At 47.3% G+C, this 26337-nt stretch carries 21 protein-coding genes; 3 read left to right on the top strand and 18 right to left on the bottom strand.

Translation table 11 applies throughout. The features are described 5' to 3' along the window. Window positions 1-9: 9 nt before the first annotated feature. The 9 genes from HMPREF0980_RS03555 to HMPREF0980_RS03515 are packed head-to-tail and all read right to left on the bottom strand — an operon-like array spanning window position 10 to window position 12368. A complete protein-coding gene (locus HMPREF0980_RS03555; protein ID WP_049727745.1) occupies window positions 10-1491 on the bottom strand; it encodes a lipopolysaccharide biosynthesis protein in 1482 nt (493 codons plus the stop codon). Beyond that, window positions 1478-2935, bottom strand: a complete 1458-nt coding sequence (pelG, locus tag HMPREF0980_RS03550; RefSeq protein ID WP_049727744.1) for an exopolysaccharide Pel transporter PelG — start codon at window positions 2933-2935, stop codon at window positions 1478-1480. The genes HMPREF0980_RS03555 and pelG overlap by 14 nt, the downstream gene beginning before the upstream one ends. Beyond that, on the bottom strand, window positions 2935-4356 hold the full coding sequence (gene pelF, locus HMPREF0980_RS03545; RefSeq protein ID WP_049727743.1) for a GT4 family glycosyltransferase PelF: 1422 nt from the start codon (window positions 4354-4356) through the stop codon (window positions 2935-2937). Before pelF ends, pelG begins: the two co-directional genes overlap by 1 nt. After that, window positions 4353-6005, bottom strand: coding sequence for a DUF2194 domain-containing protein (locus HMPREF0980_RS03540; protein ID WP_049727742.1), 1653 nt, complete (start codon window positions 6003-6005; stop codon window positions 4353-4355). Before HMPREF0980_RS03540 ends, pelF begins: the two co-directional genes overlap by 4 nt. Then, window positions 6002-6748: a glycosyltransferase family 2 protein gene (locus HMPREF0980_RS03535; protein ID WP_049727741.1), complete on the bottom strand. Its 747-nt coding sequence runs from the start codon at window positions 6746-6748 to the stop codon at window positions 6002-6004. The genes HMPREF0980_RS03540 and HMPREF0980_RS03535 overlap by 4 nt, the downstream gene beginning before the upstream one ends. Beyond that, the gene (locus HMPREF0980_RS03530; RefSeq protein ID WP_049727740.1) at window positions 6711-8927 is read right to left on the bottom strand and encodes a hypothetical protein; all 2217 of its coding nucleotides are present in this window, start codon (window positions 8925-8927) and stop codon (window positions 6711-6713) included. Before HMPREF0980_RS03530 ends, HMPREF0980_RS03535 begins: the two co-directional genes overlap by 38 nt. A 6-nt stretch (window positions 8928-8933) precedes the next feature. Continuing rightward, the gene (locus tag HMPREF0980_RS03525; protein ID WP_049727739.1) at window positions 8934-9851 is read right to left on the bottom strand and encodes a hypothetical protein; all 918 of its coding nucleotides are present in this window, start codon (window positions 9849-9851) and stop codon (window positions 8934-8936) included. A gap of 13 nt (window positions 9852-9864) precedes the next feature. Beyond that, window positions 9865-11985 carry an NAD-dependent epimerase/dehydratase family protein gene (locus HMPREF0980_RS03520; RefSeq protein ID WP_049727738.1) on the bottom strand — a complete coding sequence of 707 codons (2121 nt, stop codon included), beginning with the start codon at window positions 11983-11985 and terminating at the stop codon, window positions 9865-9867. 2 nt (window positions 11986-11987) lie between these two features. Next, window positions 11988-12368 (bottom strand): DUF2304 domain-containing protein, encoded by a 381-nt coding sequence (locus tag HMPREF0980_RS03515; protein ID WP_242847327.1) that lies wholly within the window; start codon window positions 12366-12368, stop codon window positions 11988-11990. Between the two features lie 189 nt (window positions 12369-12557). Between HMPREF0980_RS03515 and HMPREF0980_RS03510 the strand changes: the two genes are divergently transcribed. Continuing rightward, window positions 12558-13280 carry a LytR/AlgR family response regulator transcription factor gene (locus tag HMPREF0980_RS03510; RefSeq protein WP_049727737.1) on the top strand — a complete coding sequence of 241 codons (723 nt, stop codon included), beginning with the start codon at window positions 12558-12560 and terminating at the stop codon, window positions 13278-13280. 191 nt (window positions 13281-13471) lie between these two features. Then, window positions 13472-14623, top strand: a complete 1152-nt coding sequence (locus HMPREF0980_RS03505) for a sensor histidine kinase (RefSeq protein WP_198146158.1) — start codon at window positions 13472-13474, stop codon at window positions 14621-14623. 60 nt (window positions 14624-14683) lie between these two features. On the opposite strand, the gene HMPREF0980_RS03500 is transcribed toward HMPREF0980_RS03505, so the two are convergent. Further along, window positions 14684-14908 carry a hypothetical protein gene (locus tag HMPREF0980_RS03500; protein ID WP_049727735.1) on the bottom strand — a complete coding sequence of 75 codons (225 nt, stop codon included), beginning with the start codon at window positions 14906-14908 and terminating at the stop codon, window positions 14684-14686. Between the two features lie 652 nt (window positions 14909-15560). On the opposite strand from HMPREF0980_RS03500, the gene HMPREF0980_RS19375 reads away from it, so the two are divergent. Next, complete coding sequence (locus tag HMPREF0980_RS19375) at window positions 15561-16412, top strand: hypothetical protein (RefSeq protein ID WP_242847326.1); 852 nt, start codon at window positions 15561-15563, stop codon at window positions 16410-16412. A gap of 303 nt (window positions 16413-16715) precedes the next feature. Here the strand turns inward: HMPREF0980_RS19375 and metA are convergent, their stop codons facing one another. The 8 genes from metA to HMPREF0980_RS03455 all read right to left on the bottom strand — a co-directional run bounded on the left by metA (window position 16716) and on the right by HMPREF0980_RS03455 (window position 26325). Next, window positions 16716-17636, bottom strand: a complete 921-nt coding sequence (gene metA / locus HMPREF0980_RS03490; protein WP_049727734.1) for a homoserine O-acetyltransferase MetA — start codon at window positions 17634-17636, stop codon at window positions 16716-16718. Window positions 17637-17639: 3 nt separating this feature from the next. Beyond that, window positions 17640-18995, bottom strand: coding sequence for an AI-2E family transporter (locus tag HMPREF0980_RS03485; RefSeq protein ID WP_049727733.1), 1356 nt, complete (start codon window positions 18993-18995; stop codon window positions 17640-17642). A 113-nt stretch (window positions 18996-19108) separates the two neighbouring features. Beyond that, window positions 19109-20566 (bottom strand): Na+/H+ antiporter NhaC family protein, encoded by a 1458-nt coding sequence (locus HMPREF0980_RS03480; RefSeq protein WP_049727732.1) that lies wholly within the window; start codon window positions 20564-20566, stop codon window positions 19109-19111. Between the two features lie 3 nt (window positions 20567-20569). Further along, entirely contained in the window at window positions 20570-21505 is a 936-nt protein-coding gene (locus HMPREF0980_RS03475; protein WP_049727731.1) for a DMT family transporter, read from the bottom strand. 26 nt (window positions 21506-21531) lie between these two features. Then, the gene (locus tag HMPREF0980_RS03470; protein ID WP_242847325.1) at window positions 21532-22812 is read right to left on the bottom strand and encodes a metal-dependent hydrolase family protein; all 1281 of its coding nucleotides are present in this window, start codon (window positions 22810-22812) and stop codon (window positions 21532-21534) included. After that, window positions 22799-24211: a YfcC family protein gene (locus HMPREF0980_RS03465; RefSeq protein WP_049727730.1), complete on the bottom strand. Its 1413-nt coding sequence runs from the start codon at window positions 24209-24211 to the stop codon at window positions 22799-22801. Before HMPREF0980_RS03465 ends, HMPREF0980_RS03470 begins: the two co-directional genes overlap by 14 nt. Before the next feature lie 4 nt (window positions 24212-24215). Next, window positions 24216-24878 carry an acetate--CoA ligase family protein gene (locus tag HMPREF0980_RS03460; protein WP_049727729.1) on the bottom strand — a complete coding sequence of 221 codons (663 nt, stop codon included), beginning with the start codon at window positions 24876-24878 and terminating at the stop codon, window positions 24216-24218. Next, entirely contained in the window at window positions 24871-26325 is a 1455-nt protein-coding gene (locus HMPREF0980_RS03455; RefSeq protein ID WP_049727728.1) for an acetate--CoA ligase family protein, read from the bottom strand. The genes HMPREF0980_RS03460 and HMPREF0980_RS03455 overlap by 8 nt, the downstream gene beginning before the upstream one ends. Between the last annotated feature and the right edge of the window lie 12 nt (window positions 26326-26337).

Below are 26337 nucleotides of genomic sequence, written 5' to 3'. Positions count from 1 at the left end.
CCTCCGTCTTTACAGTTTCTTTTTTACATACAGGTAAGACAGTACATAGCATACATTTGCTGACACTCCGCACACAGCCGCTTTCAGGAGAAAGCCTGCCGGCCCGTTGCCAGAGAGGTGTCCGGCCGCCAAACCGGCCGTCACAAAAGAACAGGCCATCTGTATGACGGCAGCCGCCTGATAATACAGCTCGTTCACAAAGCTTTTCTTAAAATATCTATACACTACAAGCGGCTCATACCAGAATAATGTTACGGCAGAGGAAACCGCTGTCGCAAGCAGAATTCCTTCCAGTCCCCAGAACTTTCCCATGAAAAAGGACAGAACGATATTAAGAATACCTTTTATAAGTATCATCCGTTTGATATTGCGGAAAAGGCCCGCACTCTCCCGGTACATCTTCGTTGCAAACCTGCACGTCTCAAGATAATAGTTGACGATAATGATGATGATAATCTTTTGGTCAAGCCGGGCCACGGCTCCCATCCATATCTTCAGAAAATCCTGCACGAGATAAAAGAAACACACGATTGAAGCCCCGGCCATCCAGGAATTCAAAAAGGAATAGAACCTAAATTCCGCATACTGGTCTTCCTTGTCTTTCACCGAGAGCATCTGACCGATTCTTGCCGTGACGGCTTCATAGAAAGCTGAAACAAGGCTTGTGATGCCTGCAATGATAAACTGGTAGTTGGAATAGATTCCGACCATGGCCGTGTTGATAAACCTGGATATGAATATATTGTCCGTATTGCTTATGAGCACCTTTCCAAACCGGTACATCACCATATCTGTAACATTGGCCTTAATACTGTCTTTCTCCGCCTTTTCTAATTGCGGGACTCGTGTGAAGAGATAGCTGTAACGAGATTTCAGATAGCAGCCGAATATATAGTTGGTGAACAGATTTTTCAGAAGGATGCAGATAACGAACGCCTCATAACTTTTTAAAAGCTTGAGCACCAGAATCTCAGCAGCAAGCGCCAAAGCATCCACCATACCTGTGACGGCGGCCACAAAGTACCTTCTCTGGTCTGCCTGAATATAATAATTTCTGACCATATGCCGGTTGTAAAGGACGATGGAAAGCATAAATGTCACGAAGGTGACAGCTACCTCACTGTCACTGATCGATGCATTGACAGAGAATACGGCCGGCAACGTCGTCAGTACGCCGATGCCGGAGAAAATCCACGTCAGCTTCCTGTAAATATTGTCATAATATCTGTATGTAGCTGCAAGCTGCTCCTTGTCACCTTTTGCCATTGGCCCGTAAAAGCTGAACAGCATGGCAGTACCCGCGCCGAAGAAAGCAAACGACAGCACATCGCAGAAATTAGAATACAGGCTCTGCAGCCCCAGATATTCCAAATCCAGATAGATGCAGATTACCCGCTTCGAAATCAGATTTATGATAAGAGACGCTATCTGGCTCATCATGCTGACGATGATATTCCACTGAAGTAACCTTCTGCTGCTATCTGGCTGCATTGTTCTCCTTCTTTCGATAGATAACTTTACCTTTGCTCGATGATTTCATCGTGTCTATCACCTTATAATCACAAAATATAAACGTATCCAGGTTGCGTTCAATCCACCGGATTCTGAAAAAGCTGAATGTCCAGCCAGCCAGCATTCCGAGGAACACCCCTCCACCCCAGAACGGTATCGGCCATGTCCTTGAAAAGAGGCTGCCGGCCAGCGTCACCGTAAAGAATAGCGCTCCTGTCACCACAGCACCCGTCATATCTGCAAAATAATACAGATAGATGATGTTGCCGTACATCATGAATATTCCAAGGAAAGATACTGTCAATACCGGATATATGGCCATCGTGACACCATCGAATCCTATCTTCGTACCGAACAGGATAAGGAACAAGAATATGACTGAAGTTATCGCTGCCTGGGTGCCGAATACCTGTATGATCTGTTGGGACAGCGTCCTGAACAGCTTCTTTCTCGCTTTCACTATCATCTTATAAGTGCCACCGATTACCCCTTCCATGTATTCTTTATAAGCATTATGGAACCGCGTCTCTACAACGACCATAAAAGATACCATGACAGAAATGTTCGTAAACATCGCAAGGCACGAAGCCATATCATACGCCTGGTGGCTGTAGAAGGTAGCGGCTACATGCAGACGGCTTGGTACCGTCCAGAATATGAAGTTATGGACATAAAGCCCCAGGATGTAAAGAAGATTTGCCGCAAGAAGCTTCTTAAACAGGAGAAGATAGGGCAGGCACTCTCCATACTCTTTTGAAACGCTTCGGAAGTATCTTTTAATATATGAGAAATCCAGTACGGCTATCAGAAAGAAGCCTGCTGCCAGGCCGTAAATGATAGAGTGTACCGCATCCCTCCCTCCGATATTATAGAAGGCCAGAGCCGTCACGATGCAGGCTGCCATCCCGATGAAGAAAAACAATGCGATAATCTTATAATCCTTCGTAGCGTGAAGGTACGTAATTGCAAAAAACAGGATGACAAGAGATATCCATTGTATGTAAGCCGCCAGAATAAAAGGCAGGTCAATACTGCCCCTCACCCTCAGGCTCCACCCGACAGGAAGAAACAGAACCGTCGCCAGTATACAGCAGAGAGAGTTCCCCGTATAGTAAGAGGCCAGTATATTCGAATATTCTTCCGTGTAAAACTTATCTGCCAGATATCTCGAAAAGACTACATTAAACGGAGAAGTCAGTATGACAGAAAATATAAAGGTGTATAATATTGTGGAGGAAAGAAGTTCCCTGTCCGCATAAGACACCTTCGTCATTTCGAGGAACAGATATAACAGCAGGATGGCTGCTATGACCATAAGCATCGGCCCGACGGTAACGACAGAGCTGTAGACAATTCCAATCATCCCTCTCGATATGCTTTCTTTCCTGTATATCTTCTTTAATTCAAATCCTATGCCGGCCACTATACCACCTCCTTGTTTCCTGCCAGCTCTTCATAGAGCTTCCGGTACGTATCAAATACGTCCACTTCGTCATAATATTTCCTTGCACGTCTGTATCCTGCCTCTCCCATCTTTCTGCGTCCCGTCTCATCTTCAGCAAGTCTCAGCACAGCCCTTGCTATCTCTGAGACACCCATCACAGGAACGATGAAGCCGGCATGGCCATAGTCATCCCGTTCTCCTTCAATGAGACCCCTGCTGTTCCCTACATTGGTAGCGATACAAGGAAGCCTGGAGGCAAAGCCCTCCAGTATACATAGAGGCTGTCCCTCACTGATACTCGTCAGGATGAGAAAATCCATCTTTCCAATATAGGCCTTTACATCGACAATGCCGGTAAATACAACATCCGCCAGCTTCATGTCCCGGACCATATCACGGCATTCCTGCGCATATTCCTTTGCCTCGTCCAGACTGCCCATAATCCATAGCTTCAGCATCGGATTTTTATTTTTGGCCAGGGCAAATGCACGCAGCATCGTCTTTACATCTTTAATCGGGGTGACACGGAGAATGGCACCTATATTGATATATTCGTCACCTTTGTCTTTTCCTGGTATATCTTCATACTTCCGGTAATCTACGCCATTTGGTATAACAACGGTCTTATCTGCTTCGCATCCAAGCTCAATTTGAAATTCTCTCGCTTCCTCGAAAAGTGATACGACCTTGTCTGCATGCCCATAGCAGCATTCCCCAATCTTTTTGAACTGGCTGATCCAGATATCCTTATATATTCCGCTCACCCAGTCTGCTTTTATAATCTCCTCTTCCCTCTCCCGCGTGTACAATCCATGCTCGCTCATCAGGAAAGGGGCACCGTGTATGCATTTCTCCATGCTGCCCCATATTCCCGCATAGCCGCTCGATACGGAATGATACAAATCTGCCTTCTCCGTCCTGGACTTAAGTATCGTGAACAGCGGCAGATATAAAGAGCGCATCGTCCATAAGAAGTCAGAGAATACGACTCTTCTGTAATTGGCATTATAATAGTCCAGCGACATCTTGAAAAAATCTCTTCCTGACAGCAATGCATTCAACGAAATGTCTTTTTCTGCGAAGAAACGGATAACCACATCCCAGTCAGGGCTATCCTCAAACAAAAGCTTCTCAAATGCATCATACTCTTCACCGGTAAGGGTAATCTTTTTCTGAGTCCTGTTGTCTACATAATCATCGTCCAGCAGATACACTTCCTGGATTTCACTGACATTGGAAGGAATCTTATACTTGAACTGCCGGTCTGCGCACGGCGCGGCTGCTATCGTCTGCACGACAAATTCTACATCCGGCATACTGAGCATCAGACCCTGTACCCAGCTGGATACCCCTCCCGTAACGTATGGATATGCACCTTCAACAATCAGGCAAACCTTCATCTCTCTATCTCCTCATATACTATGCTTACATGTTCTCCCACTGCTTCCACCATATAGAAGCCGTCATACAATTCCTTGAGCTTTGCATTTTCGGCTGTCTTTACCTCTCCTGGCAGCGACAGGTAGAAATATGCCCTGCCCGTAAAATTTCCGATGTCCGTCTCTATCTTCCCATTGGAATATGTAATCTCCGGTTCCAGCAGCTCATAAGCTTTCACCCTGTATACAGCCTCAGCTGCAGTGACCCGCTCAAGCCATGGCTGCCTCTCTTTTTCCACTCCAAGTACGGTCTCCATGCTGCGGCAGAAATCAACCCAGTCGTCCCCGTCCTTCTCTTCTTGTTCCTGCAGAAACGGCGTAATATCAGCGTAGACTACATTAAATCCCGTTCCTTTGCACATTCCCAGATTGTCGAATACCACATTTTCGTAGCTCCGGTCTTTTATCCTATTATAAGGAAGGCATACTCTGCCCGTCTCCCCCTCCACCCACTGAAAGGAAGGCTCCCATTCCTTAAGTTCATTGTCAAACGGCGACTTTACTGTCTTCCGTAGTCCGAGCGTACCTATCTCATCCCTCTTTTCTTCTATTCCTTCAAGATGATATTTGAGCAGCTCGTCCTTTGCATTCTTGAGTTTCATCTTATCCGGGCTGTACCATGTTGTCGCAATGTCATAACGTTCTTCACATCTTTTGAATTCGGGGAAGAAAATATCATTCTGCACCCCTGCGCTGTCTCTTTCGTACTCTGAATTCAGGAATTCCGATGAAAACTCGTCTGTGTAGGGCATCCCGGATACTGCAAAACAGTATGCGTTTATTATTGGGTACATGTAAGCTCCGTATAAGTCTTTAAACAGAAAGCTCACCACTCCGTATCCGGCAGGCCCATTCATGAGCTGTCCGTCTACAACATAGACGCTGCCGCAGCTTATGTTTCTTTTATACCTCCAGAATACTGGAGACAAATCTTCACTTTTAACCTCTCCCTTCTCCAGGGCAGTAGCGTACACTTCAGTCTGTGGCTTAAGCGTTACCGACTTCATCGTAAATTTTTCCCTGTTCTCCGTGATGCTGCCAGACAAAAGCTCCTTGGTCAGACGGATTCCCTTTTTCCTTTCCATCCCCTTATACCTTTCAATTCCTAAAAGGCTCTTCACCGTGTCATCACCGAGCAGCCCCGCCTCAGGAATATGTGTGAAGAAAAGCGTCATCCCCTCATCGCTATACCGTCTCAGGAGGTCTAGCTCCTCCAAATCGAAGGCCGTCCTGCAGATAAACAGAATCTCTGCCCTTCTGCATTCTGACAGTTCTTCTTTTTCAAGATAACCCTTTTTCATATTGTGTAGCTGCTGCGACGTAACAGGGTAGCCTCCTTCCCGTCCCCAGAGAATAATATCTTCATCCCCCTTCCGTCCTCCGGCAGACTCTCTTTCTTGCCGTCCGGCAAGCTCCACCACTTTTTTGTATTCCTCACGCTCGTCTATTTCAAGCTCATCCTTCATCTGAATGCTTCTCCATATATTATTCAGATTCCCCAAAAGCAGAAAGACGAACAACAGGCAGAATAATATGACTACAATATATCCGAATATGTATTTTCTGACCTGATTTTTTTTGGAGATATTAAAACTCTCTAGTAATTTCATACTTTGCTCCCTGTCTTATACCGCAGATACGCATTCCACGTACTGAGCAGCATCAGAACCATATACTTTCCAACCTTCAGCAGGCCGGAATGCATCGATTCACCCGCAGTCCGTTCCGTCATAACAGCAGGAACCTCTTCAATCTTAAATCCGAGAAGCAGCATCTGTACTATCATATTCAAATCCGGGTATTTGAGGTCAAAATTATTAAACAGGGAATAGAAAGAGAAGGCCCGCCGGTTCATCCCCTGGAGCCCGCTCGTCGGATCTGTCAGGCTCTGCCCCGTAACCCGTTTTATAATCTTTCTGAAACAGCTTATGGCCAATTTTTTCATTCCCGATATGAGAAACGTCTGGCTTCCCTCCAGGAACCGGGAGCCGATGACGATATCCGGGAAGCTTTCCTGCTCCTTTTCAAAGCAGCCGAGCCGCTCACATACTATCTTGATATTCGTCAGATTATGCTGACCGTCCGCATCCATCTGAAGCAGGTAGTCGTAATGCTTCGTTACCGCATACTTGTAGGCTGTCTGAAGCGCTGCCCCATACCCCATATTAAAGAGAAGGCGGATTACTTTGAAACCAGATTCCTCCACTATCTGGGCCGTCCGGTCGCGAGATCCGTCATCGACCACTAGAACATCCATGGACTCCTCTATCCCCATGTCCTTCATTCCGCCAAGAAGCGTCCCTATATTCTCCTCTTCATTGAATGCCGGTATTATAATCAATATCTTCTTCACCTGATGTCTCCCCGCTTTCTATCGCAAGCTGCTTATAATCTACTGAAAGGTTTAAAGTAAAATACGCATCCTGTTCAATTTTGTACACCGTGACCTGGTCATCCTGATAATGTAATGTTACGTGGTTTGGGTATATGAGCTTGACCGTCTCCATCCAATAATGCAGCTTTGACATGACTGCATCCCTCTGGAAATAATACGGGGCGTCCGCACCGTGCATGGCATCCCTGCTCCCGCTCCAGTCGATATCCCGGAGTGCCAGCCCGGCACTTACTTTGCCAGAGTTCTCAGCAGTTGCTGTGTCACTTCTGTCTATTTCTCTTCTGTCATCCAGAAATGAAATCGGGCGCTGCTCTGTTACCACATAAATCTCCGGAGTAGGGATATATATCCGTTTCTTACCACGGTCTATTTCTTGCAGCAAATCTACGATTTCATAATGATATCCATCATATCGAATGACAGACAGATCGTTGGTTGGAGATATGACTGTCCATGTATCATTCTCATGATTCTCACAGAGGTCAAGACAGAGTCTCATATCTGCTTCCGAAATGGTTATGTTGTAGTAACGTTCTTCCTTTATTTTCCCCGCATGTGCCATCCCTCCGATGCCGCCGAGCATAATCAGCACAAGCGATGCTTCTGCATATCTGTCTCTCAGGCCACATTTTCTGAGTGCGGCATAAACCGCCTCAAACGGCAGGCTCAGAAGCGGAATCGTAAAGAATGTCAGAAAGGTTGCCATACGCTTTACCTCAATGATTGTAGGAAGATTCAGATAATACGTGCATGACAGAAACGCACATACCGGCCACAGTACGGCCCAAAAAAGATATCCAAGATACTTAAGCCTGAATCTGCCCGGCAATATGATTCCAAGCAGTGCATATGCCGCCAGCGCCCCGTCCAGTCCGATCAGTACATGTACCGTCCTTTTGTCTGCCGCAAAATTTGCAGTCAGATAGCCCGTAGTAAATGCCGTCTCTCTTTTATCTGTACTTTCCTTTTCACCCAGGGCTTCTGTGCTTTCCGAAGCAGCCGTCGTATCTACGATTCCAAACGCCCACTCGATAGACCGCTCAAATTTGTACCCGTTCATAAGGCCGTAAGCATAGGGGATACAGGCCAGCACCACTCCTGCCAGTCCACCTGCGATAAGCCGCAGCAGCAGCTTCTTCTTTAAAATTGGCACTAAGAACAAAAGGCCGAAACAGATACAGATAATCAAACATAATATAGTAATATAGAAATGAGCCATCAGCGTCCACGCAATACATGCCCCAAACAGAATCAGGTCTCTCCGGTCCTTTTCCTTCATATAGGAAAACATGGCATATATCATGCCAAAGGCAGCTATCAGCCCAAATTCCATCGGAAAAGAAAACTGGAACCGAACATAAGACGTAGGGGAAAATATGTCAGCCAGTATAAAAACGGCCCATCCGCCCAATGCGGCAAACCTATTTGAAAAGCTGCTCCTGAACAGTATGTATGCTGACGTAAAAATCAAAAAAACGGATAGGACAGAAAAGTTCAGATATACCCTCGTAACATTGAGCGGAAGCAGTACGCCCAGAGCTGCATTGAGTGTATGCACCCCGTGAGGGTACATGCCTGCGGGAAATACATTGCCGTGTATAAGTGAACCAATCCAATACAGGTGTGTCTCTTCATCCGTATGCCCGTATGCAGTATTGTGCAGCTTATACCATCCATAGAACCATACGACCCAGGCCATGACTGCGCAGAAGATGACTGTCTCCGCAACGTTGCCATCCAGCAGCTTCCTTTTTGCAGAAATCCCCTTTCTGATACGGCCGCAGATTCTCGCCTGCAATACATGAAATCCGTATGTGCCGATGACCAGCTCTCTGAGCACCTTGACGGCAGTACCATACAATGCGGCCAATCTTCCACGTTCTCTCCACGCGGTCAGCGACAGCGGGAGAAGGACAAGTGTGGCAAGCAGAGAAGCAAAGTTTACAAAGTGTAGAAAACCTAGCAGTAACATCACGTAATTGATATACAGGTTTCCAACACACTGATAAAAGAAGAAACGGAAGGTATGCCCCTTTCGCGCCACGTATTTCCCCAAACATACCGCAGGCAGCGAAAAGGTAAGCACCATATAGCCGGCGGAGCTCCATATTATCGTCCATATATTTTCCCATACCATCTCAGTCTACCATCCTGCCTGGTCATAAAACCGTATCCATTCCAGCGCCTCTGCGTCCAGTATGAGGGGGGATTCTTTGATTCGATTGACCGTATTCAAGAATTTCTCCCTGTTTCCGGAAGTAAAATTGTATTTCAAAACCGCTTTGGCTGCCGCTAGTTCTGTATCCATATATTCTTCGGCATACGCTGCCCACCTTCCGGCGTACACATATCCCCCCTGGTCCATCCAGAATCCTATGATATCGGCAAGCATACCTCCACTCAGCTTCTCTTTGTCTTTCTCATACAGTTCCTTCATGTAGCCATCAAAATAATTCACGTATACTTTCTGTTCAAGATCACTTAATATATTTTTATGGAGCATGTCTCTGCAGAACTGAAGATAGATACGGAGCGAATCTGGGTCCTTGCTCTCCTCACATATATCCCGAAGTCTCTTCTCTGTGTCTTTGTATTTTGCAATCGTATCTGTAATATAGGATGCGGCGTAGTGTACGACCTCCGGATCTGTCCGTTCCATCGCCCCCTGTATCGTTGACATATAGTCTTCTGCGTCAGGGCGCTTCAGCACTTCCAGAAAGGAGCGTCTCCTGCTGGCCGTATCGGAAATAATCAGCGCTTCCTCTACCGGAACTCTGTCTACTTCCTTCTCTATATCGTCACTGATAATCATACGAACCCTCTTCTTGTTGAAGCTCAGCTCATCCTCATTGAGCAAGCCGTCTCTCTTGCGGAACAGCAAGATATTGACAGCTTCGCTGCCAGCCAGGAACAGCACGCCTGCTGCCGGCGTAAGCAGCATGAATGCACCGAGAAGGGCCGCCTTGCGGTATTCTTTCCTGACTATCCCTCTGTAGATGAAGTATGCTGTTGCCAGACACGTGTTCACGATTATAATCACAATAAACCATCTGTTCTCCAAGTTATCCTCCCTATCATCCGCTATTGCCTACCTGTATTCCGGCCTTATGAAATCTGTCTACTACATAACCGGCTTCCTTCTCGTTCGTGTTCGTCAGAAGGATGCACAAGTCTCCCTCCTTCTCTCCAAGTATGTCTGTCTGCCTGACAAGTGAACATATTTTTTGATATAGGAATCCACTCTGATCCTGCACCGCCTGACCAGATATTCTGAGCATCGAATATTCCAGTTTTTTTGCCCTGGAACCCTCTTCATATATCTGCCATATCTTTTCAAATTCCTTTTCCCGGAGTATATACGTTCCTTCTATGTATTGGTCTGCCAGCCTATTCCAATAAGTCGTTGCATGGTTCATAGATGATTCTATCAGCCGGCATATAAGCGCAAGCATATTGGCCTCATACAGGCTTACTTTCGTAAGATCTCTCGTCCAGAGCATGACTATTGCGCTGAGACGTTCCTTTTCATAGATTCCACAGGCATACGCCGGAAGATTTGTTTCTAACTCACGGTTTCTGTAAACTGTTCTTTCCACCAGTTCCTGGTACATGAAAAACTTCTCGTCCGCCAGCAGAGATTTGCCGAGCTCTCTTGACTTCTCCGTCGAAGCCGCGGCCAGACGCATGTAGTCCGAACTGCCTCCTGCGATATAGATAGCCACGTCCTCCATGTCCAACAGTTCACGTACGACGTCAATCGACTGGAATATGACTTTCTGTGGTTCCCAGAAATCAAGCCGGCTGACAGTTTCATAGATCTTTACCATGCTGTTCTCATAGTTGACGAGACGTTTTTCATATATCTCTTTTATATATCTGTTGCCGTCATATATTCTTGTCATATCTATAAGCTCGCTCTGATAATACTTTTTCTCGTCTTCCAGATCTCCGTATCTTCTCTTGTATTTATCATGCATATAGCCGACGAGAACACCAATAATAAGAATTTGAAGCATCTCCGTGAAGGCTGCATACTCAAAGGTCTGACCCACTATGAATATTTCCCCTATCTTGGCGATGAGCGTCAGAAACGATGCGAACAACGAGTGGGCGCATCCGTATACGACAGCGGCGGCAACTACATAGAGCAGGTAAAAGTCTAAAACGCTTCCGAACCATGTATCTTTCAGCAGATAATGAAGAAGTGTCACGACAAGGAAAAGGCCCGCATTTTCTGCCAGCGGGATAAGCTTCTCTCTGACGACAGATTTTTTCGTCTCTTCCCTTACATCCAGCTCTTTTTCCTTTTCACATATCTTATAGAGTTCCGTCAGTCCGTCTTCAAGGCTGTATTTTTCATATAATCCCAGGTTTTCTGCACAGGATGACCGGATTTGAGGCAGATTTTCTGGTGCAGTATCCAGCTCATGCACTTCTGGCTCCCGCCCCTTTACCACGTGACGGACAGCTTCCAGTATGTTCCGTTCCGTATACGTAGTTCCCGGAACCAGATAGCACCGTTCCTTTTCTTCCTGCATAAGCACCCGCACCAGCACATCTGCCGCATCTTTGACGTACAGCACCCTGTGCTGCCTCGCCGTCTCTATGTCCACCTCCGGACTGCTCCAGAACTGTTCCATGATACGGGAACATATATTGTAGTCATGTGTTTTGTAATCTCCGTATATCTCAGGATAGCGGATGACGCTTATCTGAAACTCTCCCGGCCTGTTCTGTTCCTCGCACATGAATTCTGTCTGAATGACCGTCTGCAGAAACACAGAGTGCGAATCAAACGCTGTCTCCTGGTCAATCTCTTTACACTTGACGTCTTCATATACGCCCAGGGACGAACAATAAATGGCCTGAGGTATGCCGGCCTCCTTTGCGCACATCAGCAGATTGGTAATACCTGTCAGATAGCGTACCGATTCCTGTCCCGTATCCCTCCACGTATACTTAGTATCACAGGCCCCCAGGATAATCACGATATCTGCCATAATATTTTTCATGACAGTACATACATTTTTACTCCTATAGCTGAAATTGTACTCCTGGAACACTCCGCTCCTCGGCTTCTCCCTCCGCGGCTTTTCCGAACCAGTTATGACAAATATGTCATGGTTTTCTTTTTTCAGACGCGAAATCAGCTCTTTACAATATATCCCATACTCTCCACATATCAATACTTTCATGGCTATTCCTGCTCTCCTTTTATCTTGCGCCCAAGTTCTTTTTTAATCTCTTCGTTCTCATCTTTCAACAGCGTAAGCTGCATCGCCAGTTCCTTTATCTCTGCTTCCATTCCGGAAATCGTAACCGTATGGCGCAGGATTATGAGTATGATTACGACCAGCAGGAAAAAAATAAGAGCCGCCGGTGGCCACCAGATGCCGAGGAATCCTGCCACAGCCGACAGTATCTGAGGAAAGGCAGAAAGCAGAAGCAGTCCCAGTACGCCGCCAAGCCATAGTATGGCCTGGTTTTCCGACAGATTCCTTTTTTTCATCTCCTGGCACAGCCCATAAACCATAAGCAGGCATACTGCGATAGAAATGACCTTTAATACAATGCTCAAATATGTACACCCTCTCTCTGTGGTCCAGTTTTTCTAGAATTATTCCAGATTATACCTATCCATACAACACTAAGCCGCTTGAACCGTTTTTTATATCCTTAAGCCGGATTGGATTGGTATAAATTTCCTGTATAATAACCTTTATGAATCTGCTAAGTTGTCTTTACGATGGAACAGGAGGGATGATAAATGCTGGCGATAATATGTGATGACTTTGCCGCCGACCGTCAGCTTCTAATGGATTACTGTACACGTTATGCGAAAGAGAAGCATCTGGCAATTACTGCGGAGGGTATAGAGAATGCCGGCATGCTTCTCAGAAGCCACAAGTCCAGAAATGCAGATGTGCTGTTTTTGGACATATATATGGAAGGGGCTTCCGGCATAGACGCCGCCCACATTCTGCGGGACAAAGGCTTCTGCGGCGCCATTGTCTTCACGACGACGAGCCAGGAGCACTATGCGGACGGTTTCGACACAGATGCCTCCCACTACCTTCTGAAGCCTGTATCGTGGGCCTCTTTCTGCGAAGCAATGCGCCGCGTCCGTGCCAGGCTGAATTTATATGAAAGGACGCTTCACGTGACCTCTGAACGCATACCGCTTAACATTGCCGTCTCCGGCATACAATACATCGAAGTGTATGGGCATAAGACGATTCTGCACACGTCAAAAGGAGAGATAAACGTGAGCCAGTCACTGTCCTCTCTTGAAGAGGCGCTTGGCGGCGCTCCTTTTCTGAGATGTTATCGTTACTTTATTATAAATATGGACTATGTACAGAAGATAATGGAGGATAGTTTCCTCATGAAGGACGGAAGAACCATACCGATATCCCGCGACAGGAAATCCCAGCTCAGAAGCCGATATATGAACTATATCTTTCAGAAAATGGACGGACAGGAATTATGACATCTAATATATGCCAGTTTTTTGTTGTCTTTATCCAGACAGCCTCCACAGCTTGTTTTTGCCTCTATATTTTCCGCAAACAGCTAAAAGCATGTATTTGCCGCCTTGCAGTATATATCATAACTCTGAGCTGTGCTTTTGGCGCGCTATCCGTCGCCGCCTCAGAGATCTGTTCCCGGCTCCCGTTTTACATGGACTATGAGCTGTCCTCCCTTACGATTATGCTTTTCATAGGTTACTTTTGCCTGAAGTCTGTCGTATGCGAGGAAAGCAGCCACATTTTATTCGTACTTTGTCTGTCCATCCACGTTCAATATCTCAGTATCAGCGTAACATATTTTGCTTATGCCGCATGGTTTCCCTGGATAGCAACATCTAGCGGTTATCTTCCCGGAGATATCCCCGGACACGCGCTGCCGCTTCTTCTGATTGCTCCTCCTTTTGCCATCATCACCGGCAAAATGTATAACATGCTGCGAAAGGCAGAAGCGACGGCATACCATCGCATCTGGTACATACCGATGCTCTTCCTCTTGCTTTACTTCGTCCAGGTCTACTTCTACCCTGTATCAGAAAAAGACACTCAGGTAGAAGCGAATCTCATGAGGCTCATACTAATGATTTGTGCTTTTGTGACATACTCCCAGTTGGCATCGGCAGTAGCACAATCTTCGAAAGCCACAGAAAAAAAAGAGAGACATATACAGCTCGCCCACCAGCTTGACCTGCAGCGTTCACGCACGGATGACATCGAGATCCATGCAGAAGAGATCCGCCGCATACGGCATGACCATCGGCAGCATATTCAGGTGCTCAAAGGGCTGTTAGAAAGCGGAGACACAGACAAGGCTCTTGAATATCTGAACGAGTATGAAACGAGCACCGCGGCAAACATACAGCCTGCCCTATGTGAGAACTTTGTCGTCAACACTCTCTGCCGCCGCTATGAGATGCTTGCCGTACAGTCAGGCATCGAGGTCATATATAAGCTGAAACTGGCTCAGGATATCAAAATAGCGGGCTGTGACCTGGCGGTAATCATAGGTAACTTGTGGGAAAATGCGGTTACTGCGGCATTAGATGCAGACGAGGAGCACCAGTTTATACGTCTTTACATACAAGAAAAAGAAGGCACAGTCTTTATTCGTATGGAAAATGGCTTCAGCGGTATCATCTACCAGAAGGATGGTCAGATTCTCTCAACCAAATCAAACCGTGACAGGACTCCTGGCATCGGCATTGCCAGTATCAAATCCGTAGCGGCCAGTTATGGGGGCATAGCGGAGTTTGATTACACGCCGGATATATTTACAGCCTCCGTCCTGCTATACCCGGGAAGATAAAAAGGAAGGCGCCAACAGCTGGTACCCGGCTGTCGACGCCTTCCTACTTACAGTTCATCCCTATGTACTCTGCCCGCCTTGGGCATTGATTATATGTGTCGCTTCCCGGACCGTAAGATTATGTTCCTGGAGCAGCCGATACAGCTCTTTTAATTCCTGCTCCTGCTTTTTAGCTATAACCTCATCTTTCTGCCGCAGCAGCGAATCCAGTTTCCCTTGAACCCTGGCTATCTGTACGTCCAGCACTTCCATCTGTTCCTCATAAGACTTTGTCCTTCTGGCCATATTTATACTCCGCTCCTTTGTCCATTTTATCTATATAAATATATGGACAGACTTTATGAATTATGACTATAATATTATACTGAACTTCCTTGAAATATCCTTCGGACACAGAATAAACGCTTTATACTTTTTAAGGTCAAGACTTAGTAATATAAAGACAGAACCTATAATTTTTTAACTCGCTATTATATAGTTATTATATACATAATAGTACTATTATCTATAGGCAAAGAGGAGGAAGATAAAATAAAAAAGCTCATTCTAAAAATATACATTTATATATTTTTAATTTTAGTCCCCTTCTTTACAGCATTCTTGAATTATATAGCATTTATTTATCTGAAGGGTGAACAAACAAAAAGCAATTATATAATATTAAATATACTTCCTGTCTGCTTGAAAATTTGGATAATTACATTGATAGCAGCAATCATATTTGCGGTCATATTTAGAGATAAATATTCTATGTATAGTATAAGCTCAACAAGAAATATTATTTTCTTTAGTTTGTCATTTGGTCTCTTTATTGCTTTTTGTTTTGTTGATTTGTTTGCTATTAGCTTTTTGCTTGGAGGATTCCATGCATCTTAAACTCCGCCGAAAGGGAACAACGAGTTTTAAGTACCGATTTTATATCAGGAAGGAATAAAATATGAAAAAATATTTGAGCCGTATAACCTCTTCATTAATGATAGCTTTAATTTTATCAATATTAATGTTTTCAACTATTGCTAAAGCCAATGAGGAATTTAAATTATATCCGGAGACGCAAGCAGCAATAGAAGATGCTTCTCAAAGAAATTTGGTAGATAAAGCCTTCATAAACAATGTTATTGATTTGTTTAATAAAGAAATACATACAAATTCTGAAGAGCTTAACGAATTTGTCAATGAAGCTTTGATTCAATCAATTGAAATGAATAAAAAAACAAATGAAGAACTAAAAATGGCGCAAGAAAATGCTAATGCTTTAGTTGAATCACAAGAAAATAAAGCTGCAATTACCAGAGTTAATCCTATTGATGCAGCAAGAACCGCTTATTATGCCGGTATATTGATGGTAGAATCTAAGGGATGTACACAAACAGCAAAATATATGCGTCATGCTGATCAAAATAATCCACCGACATATTATAATCGCAATGATGACTGGGCAAGTAAATGCGCTTTTGTTCAAGAGCTCTTTGATAAAATCGAATTACAATTTAATATTGAAATAGCACAAACTGGTAAACTGCAAGGTTCAGTATATGGTACATTCGCATATACAATAGCCAACTCTTCTTTAGACCAATATACAGCTCTGCATAATGTTAACTATCAAGTAGCATTTAAGAAACAGAGTAATGGCTATGCCGCAACTTATTATATTACAGATGTATACGATTTTGCATGGGGAAAGTATGATAGTCTCGCAGTTGGATTTGGTAATAATTATTGCTATGCAATGCAGACTTTAGGTCTAATTCACCCATTTAAAATCAGCATAGTATATGCACTATAATACAATACCTACATTGACATGCTAAGACTGATAAACTGTGACCAAGTCATAAAAGTCTCTGTTTATCAGTCTTTTTTTGTTCCATGCCAATATAAGTCTAATAAATATAAAACGAATAACGTTCGCACTCACTACATGGCTTGCCTGCTGAATCATTCATTTTCCTTCAAGATACTTACTGCTTAACAAGGTATTAACTAAATACTCCTGCCCAGATTTCGTCTACAAAATACAGCTGCTTCCCAATCATAAGAGTAATTATAATCCCTCACAAACGTGTCAGCCACAGGCTTTTCCGGCATTCTAGAACGGCGTCCCGTCCAGATCGTAAGGTGTCACCTGGTAGACGTAGTAATTGAGCCAGTTCGTGTACAGGTTGTTGGCATGTGCCCTCCACGTCAGCAGCGGCCTGTTATCCGAATCGTCCTCCGGATAGTAGTTCACGGGGATATCAATCGGCAGCCCTTTTCCAGCATCACGCTTATACTCGCCGTCCAGTGTAATCCTGTCGTATTCCGGATGCCCCATCACGAATATCTGCCGTCCGTCCCGGGCCATCACAAGGAAGGCGCCGGCTTCTTCCGATTCCGCAAGCATCGTCAGCCTCTCATCTGCATGTATCTTCTCAGCAGGTACATCCGTATGTCTGGAATGGGGGGCGTAAAACACATCGTCGAACCCGCGCACGAGCGGTATCTTCCGGTTCATCACCTTGTGGCGGAACACGCCGAAGAGCTTACGGTCAAGCTGTACCTTGTCGATACCATAGTGGTAATAGAGCCCCGCCTGCGCTCCCCAGCACAAGTGCAGCGTGGATGTCACATGGGTCGTCGTCCACTCCATGATTTCCTTCAGCTCTTCCCAGTAATCCACCTCTTCAAAAGGCATCTGTTCCACCGGCGCCCCGGTTATGATAAAGCCGTCGAACTTCTGGTCTCTTATCTCTTCAAACGTCTGATAGAATTTGTTCAGATGGCTCGTCGGCGTATTCTTCGATTCATGGCTTGATACGTTGACAAATATCACGTCTACCTGCAGCGGCGTGTTGGACAGCGACCTGAGTATCTGGAGCTCCGTCTCTTCCTTAAGAGGCATGAGGTTCAAAAGCCCGATTCTGATAGGGCGGATATCCTGGTGCGTCGCCCGGAATTCATCCATCACAAATATATTTTCACGTTCCAGTATCTCTTTGACCGGAAGGTCATTCTGTACTCTGATTGGCATATATTATTTTCCCTCCCTTTTATCTGCATGCTGTACTTCAGAATGGATGTATTTTCCTGAATTATCTACATAACTCATCGTGTCATAATACTTTGAATCCGCCGGCAGCTTCTTCCGCTCCAGCTTGTTGTTCAATATCATCTGTACGATATAATAGAGGACCGCAAACGTCGGTACACCCATGATCATTCCGACAAATCCGAACAGGCCGCCGCCGAGCAGGATAGCCACGATGACCCAGAAAGCGGAAAGTCCTGTGGAGTCTCCGAGTATCTTCGGACCGAGTATGTTGCCGTCAAACTGCTGCAGGAGCAGGATAAAGAGGATGAAATATACCCCTTTTACAGGGTCGGACAGCAATATGAGCACCGCGCTCGGTATGGCCCCGATATAAGGGCCAAAGAACGGGATGACGTTCGTAACACCGATAATAACGCTGACGAGCATCGTGTAAGGCATATTCAGGATGGACAGCCCCATAAAGCAGAGCACCCCGATTATGAGCGAATCTATAATCTTTCCAATGATAAAGCCTCCGAATATCTCATTGCTCTTTGTCGCCAGGTGGAGCAGCATATTGCCGTGCTCTGGCTTCATAACCGCATACACCGCCTTCTTGCTCTGCCGTGAGAACGTCTCTTTGCTGAACAGGATATAGATAGATACGATAATTCCTATCAGCGCATTGACAATCTCGCTGATGATGTTGATAACCCCTACCGTCAGGTTGGACATGATATCGTTCGCCCTGGTCAGAAGGTCCGTGCGCAGCCATGTCTGCAGCATATCTGTGCCTTCCTCCACCGCCGTCTTGATAAGGGCGCCTGTTGTCGAATCCTCAAGCTGCACATTGTTGAGCTTATCGACGAGATCGTTCAGCTGTCCCGGAAGGGTATAGACCAGATTACGTATGCTGGAATACAGTTCCGGGATGAGCAGATTGCACAGCGTGATAATCAGTATAAAAAAGATGACAATGGACAGGAATATGCCGCATGCCCTTGATAGCTTCCTTGCCCCGTCACGTTTTTTTATCTTCGTCTCAAAAACCGGAGCCAGATACCTGTCCACCTGCTTGACAATCGGATTCATCAGATAAGCGAACACACAGCCATAGATGACCGGCTTGAGCACGTCGAATATCTTCGTGAATCCTTCCGACAGGTTCGTAAGCCGAAGGAGTGCGAAGTAGAATAATATGCTCGCCGCCACCACGAGAAAAGCCGTCATTCCCCGGTTGAACTGCTGACGGATCTTGGACGGGCCCTTACCCCCGAATCTGGGCTGCTTTGCATAATAGTCAGAACGTTTATCCTTCTCCTGGCCACCCTCCTGCATGTTTTTATTTTCATTTTCCATATATACGCGCACCTCTCTACACAATTAAAATCATTATACCCTCTGCGCAAAACCTCGTCAACCAAAAAGGGAAGCCCGGGCCTCCCTTTTATACGACACTATTCTCTACTTTCTTAGCTATGCTCTTTCGCTTTGACGCGCTCACCGTCCGGGCCTTCGTATTCCCTGCCCCATCCTGTCAGCACGGAGAACAGAAATACGCCAAACAAAGCGATGCAGTGGAAGGTCGCCCCCGCCAGGGCAATCGGGTTTATGGCGTGTATAAAGGTATATTCTTCCATCAGACCTGTGATACAGCTGATAACGATAAAGATAAAAGAGCTCGTAAATGGTATAATGACAGACAGGGTACTTGCAAAACCGTCCAGAAGATTTGAGCGCCGGTAAGGGTGCAGCCCGCTCTCCTGCCCTATCTTGTCTGCAATCGGCCCATACATGATGATAGCCGGCCCGTTGGCTGAACCAAGGCATATGGAAGTCAGGATGATGCCAAAGCCGATGATGAGTTCGGAGCCGATAATCGACTTGTTCAGCTTGCTCTTGAGCAGCGCGTCTATCATCTTCTGCATCATCCCGCTCTCATTGAGCACGCCGATGATTCCGGCGACCGCATACAGATAGCCGACCGTTCCGAGCATGTTCCTGATGCCGTCTATGGCAAATCCGGCCAGCGCCCCGTCCTGTACGGATACGATATCAGCCGGCGCAAGGATTCCTGCGGCAAGCCCGATGGCCGTACCGGATAGGATGCCCCACGTCACCGCGATGAAGATATCTCTTTTAATAATCGCAACCGTAAGAAGCACCGCGACAGGGATAAGCATGATGAGGCCTTTCGGATCCTTATATGCTTCCAGAATCTCTTTTCCTGCCGGGTCTCCCGCGCCGGCATTGCCGAGCACGAGGAACAGTACGCATGCGATAGCCATGGCGACAAGCGCATATTTCAGGCGGGTAGCTACGACACCGCCAATGTCAGCCGTACCCTTTTTGTTCTTGTAGCTCTGTGAAGCTGCCGACGCAATCGTCGTGTCAGATATGGGGGCGATGTTATCTCCGAATATGGCTCCGGACAGGATAGCCCCTGCCAGGTACAGCGGGTGGGCACCGAGCAGGATCCCCGACGGATAGAGAATCGGAAATCCGGAAAACAATGTCCCGATAGAAGTACCGGTGGACATAGATATGATGCTCGTGGCGACAAATGCAAATACGACGAACATGCCGCCATGCAGCCCCATGGAATCGCCGAGCCATACAAATCCCTGGGCAACTCCCCCGCGTGACATCATTTTAGCGAAGATGCCGACCACAAGCAGAATCAATGCAAGCGTATTCATCATCTCCGAAGTCATCCCTTTGACGACGGCGCGCCAGTAGTGGCTCCAGTCCTTGGCAAAAAGGCTTCCGATAATGATTACAAGAATCCCGCCCATGCAGAGCCCTTCCATCTCAAACACTTTAAAGACGACGAAAAGCATAATACAGACGATGACGAACAATATGAGCGGCAATACGGCGAAAAAGCTCCCTCCTCTGAATTCCAAACGTTTTTCTTTCTTATCTTCCATAAATCATTCACCCTCCTTTTCCTTTAAATTTTTTACACGGTTTTCAAAATAATTGGTCCCCCACACGCTCAGCACAATCAATATCCCTCCCACGACCTGGTACCAGTACAGATGCTCCTTCACGATGAGCACTCCGGCCGCGATGGATATCACTGTTGCAAGATTGATGAATACTGCCGCATTGACCGCTTTCAGCTTAGATAGCATGTAATTCATACAGAAGAACGCCACCGCTGAAGTTCCGATACTCAATTCCACGACCACGAACAGCATTTTCGCAGAGCCGAACGGCACGAGATACGCCTTAATCACCGTCCGGTCAAAAATCCCCTGCACAAGCGATATGCATGTGAATATGACGGCTCCCAGGCATATCATCGTATACGTTATCTCGACGGATGAGAAATATTTAGAATACTTCCGTGAGAGCACGTTGTTGACAGATCCCCCGAGCACAGATATGAGCATCAGCATGATTCCGAAGAATGTCCCCTGATTTCCGCTGCTCTTGGCAAATATAACGGTGATCATCACCCCTGTCACGGACACGATGATGAAAAACACCTGGATTCTCATCGGCTTTTCCTTCAGTATCAATATGCCGAACAGCGTCACGAATATAGGCATGATAGACACTAATATGCCTGCCTGGGAAGATGATACATACTGCAGGCTTATCGTCTCAAAGAAAAATGAGATTCCCGGGTAGAACACCGAGAGGGCAATGACACCCATCACCGGCTTGTTCTTATAGCTGATATGTATGACGCCGAACGCCCTCAAGAGAGTCATAAAGACTGCTGCCAGCGCGAACCTGAAGCTCATCAGCACCATCGGAGGAATCTCGGCCAGCCCCTGCTGCGTTACGAGAAACGACAGTCCGAAAAACACGGCCATCACGACACCTGCCGCATAAGGCAGAATACCTGTTTTTTTCATATAGCCTCTCTTCCTGTTCCCACATTTTAGAATGCAGGCATGATTCCTTCCTCCCGGTCAACGACAGCCACGCCGTCTCTGAATACTTTTCTTATACGTTCCTTATCCTGAAGTATTCGGATATCCAGAAGCGGGTTCCCGTCTATAAGAAGCATATCCGCAGTCTTTCCCTGTTCTATGCTCCCGATGTCTTTCTGCAGCAGCGCCTCAGCATTCACGGATGTCGCCGCTTTGAGCGCCTCCATCGGCGTCATGCCGTTGCGTGTCAGACATTCCAGTTCGTACGCGTTCTCCCCGTGGTAATTGAACGGTGTTCCAGTATCTGTGCCAACGCCTACTTTTACTCCTGCTTCCAGCGCTTTTTGCAGATTCACATAGTGGTGCCGTGCGAACATTTCTACCTTTTGCAGATGGTCTGCCGGCACGCCGGCAGACGCGCCGTATTGTATCGTCCGGAACGCGCACAGCGTACTCATCAGGCAGGCTCCTTTTTCTTTCATTCTCGCGATTGTCGCCTCATTCAGAAAAGTCCCGTGTTCAATCGTGCGGACTCCCGCTTCCACGGCGTTGGAGCAGCCTTCTTCACCGATGCAGTGGGCTGCCGTACAGATGCCGTTCTTTTCTGCTTCCCGTACCGCGGCAGCCATCTCTTCTATATTGAACTGAGCCACCGTGGCAGGCCCCGGAGACATTCCCCCGCCGGTCGCCATGAGCTTGATATTGTCTGCCCTGCGCTTGATTCGTTTTCTCGCACATTTCCTCACTTCATCTTCTCCGTCGCACACTTCTGCTATCCAGTCGGCTTCCATCGAATTGTCCGAGAACATATCACCATGTCCTCCTGTTATCGTAAGCGCCTTGCCGCTGGCGAGAATGCGGGGCCCTATGACCGAGCCCTCTTGTACCGCCTGCCGGATATCCATATCTATCTCGCCTTTTTCACCGCAGCATCGGATTGTCGTAAAACCCGCCTTCAAATCCTCCTGCGCTCTTCTGACACCATGGATAGCCGCCAGGCCGGCCTGTTCCATAATCATGCCGCGGAAGTTATCCGGTTCCCCGTTCATGCAAAGATGTACATGGGCGTCAATCATTCCGGGCATCACCGTGCGTCCGCCGGCATCTGTCATCTCCCAGTCCCGGTATAGCTCAAGCGCCTCTTCTGTTTCCCTTCCCACGTAGCAGAACCGATTCCCGTCCACTGCCACCATGGCATGTTCCATGCCCTCATCCGCAATCCCGTCTATAAGAAAACAATTCCTGATTACATACATTCCAACACCACCGTCCTTCTTAAAACGGCCCATAGTCAATCAGCTGAGCTGTCACGAGGCTGATGCTGCCGAGAACCGTCACTATCAACATGTACTTCCAGATAAACTTCACCCATTTCTGATACGGGATCTTAGCAAAAGCCAGGCACGCCATCAATACGCCTGACGTCGGAAAAAGCAGATTCGTAAACCCGTCTCCCATCTGGGATGCCAGTATCATCGTCTGGCTGTTGATGCCGACCAGCGCGCCGAGCGGCGCCAGTATGGGCATCGTGATCAGGAACTGTCCGGAACCTGAATTCACAAGGAAGTTGAACAATAACTGTATGAAGAATATCCCGATAACCGCCAGGGAAGGCGGAAGGATTCCAACTGCCTGTGACAGTGCATGGATGATGACGTCGATGATGCTCCCGGCGTCCAGTATGACCATGATGCCTCTGGAAAGCCCGCATACGATTGCCGCCGCTATCACGCCTTTGGCGCCTTCAATCATATTCGTACAGACGTCCTCAACCTTAAGCCTGCCTATGACGGCTGCAACGATAGCCGCGATAATGAACAGGCCATTGATTTCTTCCATATACCACCCACGGGAGATGATTCCGTACACCATGACTGCCAAAATGACGACAAGCGCGGCTCCAATCAGCTTGTGGCGGCCCGTAGCCGCCGTCTCTCCTGTCTGGTTCTCATAACGTCTGGCCAGTGCCGCGCTCTCTTCGTACACGAGGCTGCTCTTCGGATCCTTTCTCACCTTTTTGGAATAGTGCAGGACATAGAGAACACCTGCCACATAGAATACGACCTGAAGGATGATACGGAACCATGCACCTGAATATAATGGCAGTCCTGTAATCTCATCCCCGATTCCCACAGTAAACGGATTCGTGACAGAGACGGAGAACGCGGAGAAGGCGGATACGACTACCATGCCGGTCGCCGTCATAGAATCAAATCCCAGGGCAAGCATAAGCGGCATGACTGCCGGAAGATATACGAGCATCAGCTCCGCGCCTCCGATGATTGCTGCAATCAGTGCAAATACGAACATGAGGATCGGGAAGATGAGCATCTCCTTTCCTTTCAGCCTTCTGGCAATCGAGCTGATGCCGACTGCAATCGCTCCGGTCGCATTGATGACCTGCCAGCACGCACCGATGATCAGGATGGTGAACGCCACGAGGGATGCGCCCGTCAGGCCCTGGGTGACTGCTTTCAGCAGGAAAAATGGATTCAGGTAGTCTTTGTCCGTATACTGGAAGGAGTCTGTCACCACCACCTGAGACGTGCCGTCCTCCAGCGCGGCCCGTTCATACGTCCCGGACGGTACGATCCATGTGGCGATAAGTGCAACGACCATCATCACAAACAAGATGGCAAATATATGGGGAAACTTTCTCTCTCTTATCGATTTTACTTTCTCTTTCATAGGCTTATTTCTCCTCGGTAATCTTGATCAAAGCATCTACCCCTTTCGCTCCTTGGCCCTTCTCGTACAAGAACAGGGGATTAATGTCGATTTCTTCGATAGATGGTTGATCCACTGCGAGTTCCGATACTTTCAGGAGGCAGCTGACCAGAGCATCCATGTCATATTCCGTCCCTCTGGCTCCTCTGATAATCTGGTACAGCTTCGTCTCCTTTATCATCCTCACTGCTTCCTTCTCGTCTACAGGAAGCAGCCTGAGCGCGATGTCCTGAAATACCTCTACGTAGATGCCGCCGCTTCCTGCCATGAGCACAGGCCCGAACTGCGGGTCTTTCTTCATCCCGACTATCACTTCCAGCCCTTCTTTTGCCATCTCCTGTATGAGTACCCCGTCAATGGCGGCATCTGCCTTATAAGCTGCCGCATTCTCCATAATCTCTTCATATGTTTTTCCTACATCCTTTTCTCCGACGCCGAGATACACGCAGCCTGCCTCTGTCTTATGCTGGATATCGGAGGACAATATCTTCATGACAACCGGAAATTCCATCTCTCCCGCTATCCGTACAGCTTCCTCCTGCGACCCGGCAACCTTACTCATGGCCATTGGGACCCCGTATTCAGAAAGAAGGTTCTTTGCATCCAGTTCATTTAAAAATCTACTCATCCGCCTCTTCCTCCTGACGCTTCAAAAATTGGCCGTAAGCCGTCATATGGCTCATCGCCTTCACACAGTGGGCAGGGGTATCAAACGTGTGTATCCCTCCACGCTCCAGTATCTGCCGGCATTCCCATACGTAATTCCCGGCCATGATGCAGATGCAGACCGGCTTTTTCTCCCGGTATCCATCTTCCACAAGCAGATGGAGCAGTCCTTCGGCCAGCTCCCTTCTCGGAAGGAAAGTAGGCACGACAGTCACGAATATGACGCTGTCCACCGCATCGTCATCCATAACGGTCCTGAGGCTCTCTACATGATGTTCCACGGTGGCCGCTGCCGTGATATCTGCATATCCTTCCGGGGAACAGACATTTGCCATAGGAGGCAGAGCGTCTGCGAGCTTATTCTTCGTCTCCTCTGATACGAGCGGAAACTTAAGTATCTTCTCATCTACAAATGCATCCGTGCAGTAGATACCAGGCCCGCCGGCCTGTGTAAGGAGGAAGCAGTTCCTGCCGTCCGGTATCTTCATCGCGTCAAAAGCCTGGAGCGTATCCATCATGTCCTCTATCGTATATACCCTGACGATTCCAAACTGGCGGAATGCGGCGTCGTATACGGAATCTGCCCCTGCAAGCGAACCTGTGTGGGAATTGGCGGCCTCTGCCCCGATGCTGCTGCGGCCGACCTTCAGGATTACCACCGGTTTCTTCCGGGCGATTCTTGCCAGCGTGTCGATCAGCTTCCGTCCGTCCGGGTATCCTTCCAGATACATGCCGATGACCTTCGTGTCCTCATCCTGCTCAAAATACTCCAGCAGGTCGATACAGTCTACATCGGCCATATTTCCTATGGAGATGAACTTGTTCATAGAAATCGGCGCCGGTCCGGACGCACCCATCATGAGGATGGAAGCGGCCATGGCCCCGCTCTGGGAGATAAAGCTGATACCTCCTTTCTGCCCTCTCATCTCCTTCGGTATGAGCGTCTCTACAAAAGTCGTATCCACACGGTTGATATTGTCTATGATTCCGATACAGTTCGGGCCGACCACCCGGATTCCGTACTTCCCTGCCGTCTCTATGAGACAGCCCTGCCTGCGTATCCCTTCCTCTGTCTTCGTCTCGCCGTAGTCGGCGGCGATACACACGATTACCTTTACATCGTGCTTGCTCTCCATCCGTAACGCAAGGTCATCCATAATGTCATATATCATCTTTGCCGGCGTTCCAAGTACGACCAGCTCTACCGTCTCTTCAATCTCTGAGAGCTTCTTGTAGCAGCTTCGTCCCAGGATCTCATCTGCCGACACCGTAACGGGAAATACTTGCTTCGGGTATCCAATCTGATTCAGGTTGTAGATTACCGTATACCCGGCCTTCAGCGGATTATTGCTGGCGCCGATGACCGCGATGTTCTCAGGATTGAATAATGCATCTAAACTATGTACCATGTATTCCCTCCT

The sequence above is a fragment of the Dorea sp. D27 genome (assembly GCF_001185345.1).
Taxonomy (GTDB): domain Bacteria; phylum Bacillota; class Clostridia; order Lachnospirales; family Lachnospiraceae; genus Extibacter.
The sequence above is the reverse complement of the archived record's forward strand: the minus strand, read 5'-3'. Positions and strand labels throughout refer to the sequence as shown.

Coding starts and splice junctions, on each gene's coding strand:
- HMPREF0980_RS03555 (WP_049727745.1), bottom strand. CDS start 1,491: ATGCAGCCAGATAGCAGCAGAAGGTTACTTCAGTGGAATATCATCGTC.
- pelF (WP_049727743.1), bottom strand. CDS start 4,356: ATGAAGGTTTGCCTGATTGTTGAAGGTGCATATCCATACGTTACGGGA.
- HMPREF0980_RS03540 (WP_049727742.1), bottom strand. CDS start 6,005: ATGAAATTACTAGAGAGTTTTAATATCTCCAAAAAAAATCAGGTCAGA.
- HMPREF0980_RS03530 (WP_049727740.1), bottom strand. CDS start 8,927: ATGGTATGGGAAAATATATGGACGATAATATGGAGCTCCGCCGGCTAT.
- HMPREF0980_RS03520 (WP_049727738.1), bottom strand. CDS start 11,985: ATGAAAGTATTGATATGTGGAGAGTATGGGATATATTGTAAAGAGCTG.
- HMPREF0980_RS03510 (WP_049727737.1), top strand. CDS start 12,558: ATGCTGGCGATAATATGTGATGACTTTGCCGCCGACCGTCAGCTTCTA.
- HMPREF0980_RS03505 (WP_198146158.1), top strand. CDS start 13,472: ATGGACTATGAGCTGTCCTCCCTTACGATTATGCTTTTCATAGGTTAC.
- HMPREF0980_RS03500 (WP_049727735.1), bottom strand. CDS start 14,908: ATGGCCAGAAGGACAAAGTCTTATGAGGAACAGATGGAAGTGCTGGAC.
- HMPREF0980_RS19375 (WP_242847326.1), top strand. CDS start 15,561: ATGAAAAAATATTTGAGCCGTATAACCTCTTCATTAATGATAGCTTTA.
- metA (WP_049727734.1), bottom strand. CDS start 17,636: ATGCCAATCAGAGTACAGAATGACCTTCCGGTCAAAGAGATACTGGAA.
- HMPREF0980_RS03485 (WP_049727733.1), bottom strand. CDS start 18,995: ATGGAAAATGAAAATAAAAACATGCAGGAGGGTGGCCAGGAGAAGGAT.
- HMPREF0980_RS03480 (WP_049727732.1), bottom strand. CDS start 20,566: ATGGAAGATAAGAAAGAAAAACGTTTGGAATTCAGAGGAGGGAGCTTT.
- HMPREF0980_RS03475 (WP_049727731.1), bottom strand. CDS start 21,505: ATGAAAAAAACAGGTATTCTGCCTTATGCGGCAGGTGTCGTGATGGCC.
- HMPREF0980_RS03470 (WP_242847325.1), bottom strand. CDS start 22,812: ATGGGCCGTTTTAAGAAGGACGGTGGTGTTGGAATGTATGTAATCAGG.
- HMPREF0980_RS03465 (WP_049727730.1), bottom strand. CDS start 24,211: ATGAAAGAGAAAGTAAAATCGATAAGAGAGAGAAAGTTTCCCCATATA.
- HMPREF0980_RS03460 (WP_049727729.1), bottom strand. CDS start 24,878: ATGAGTAGATTTTTAAATGAACTGGATGCAAAGAACCTTCTTTCTGAA.
- HMPREF0980_RS03455 (WP_049727728.1), bottom strand. CDS start 26,325: ATGGTACATAGTTTAGATGCATTATTCAATCCTGAGAACATCGCGGTC.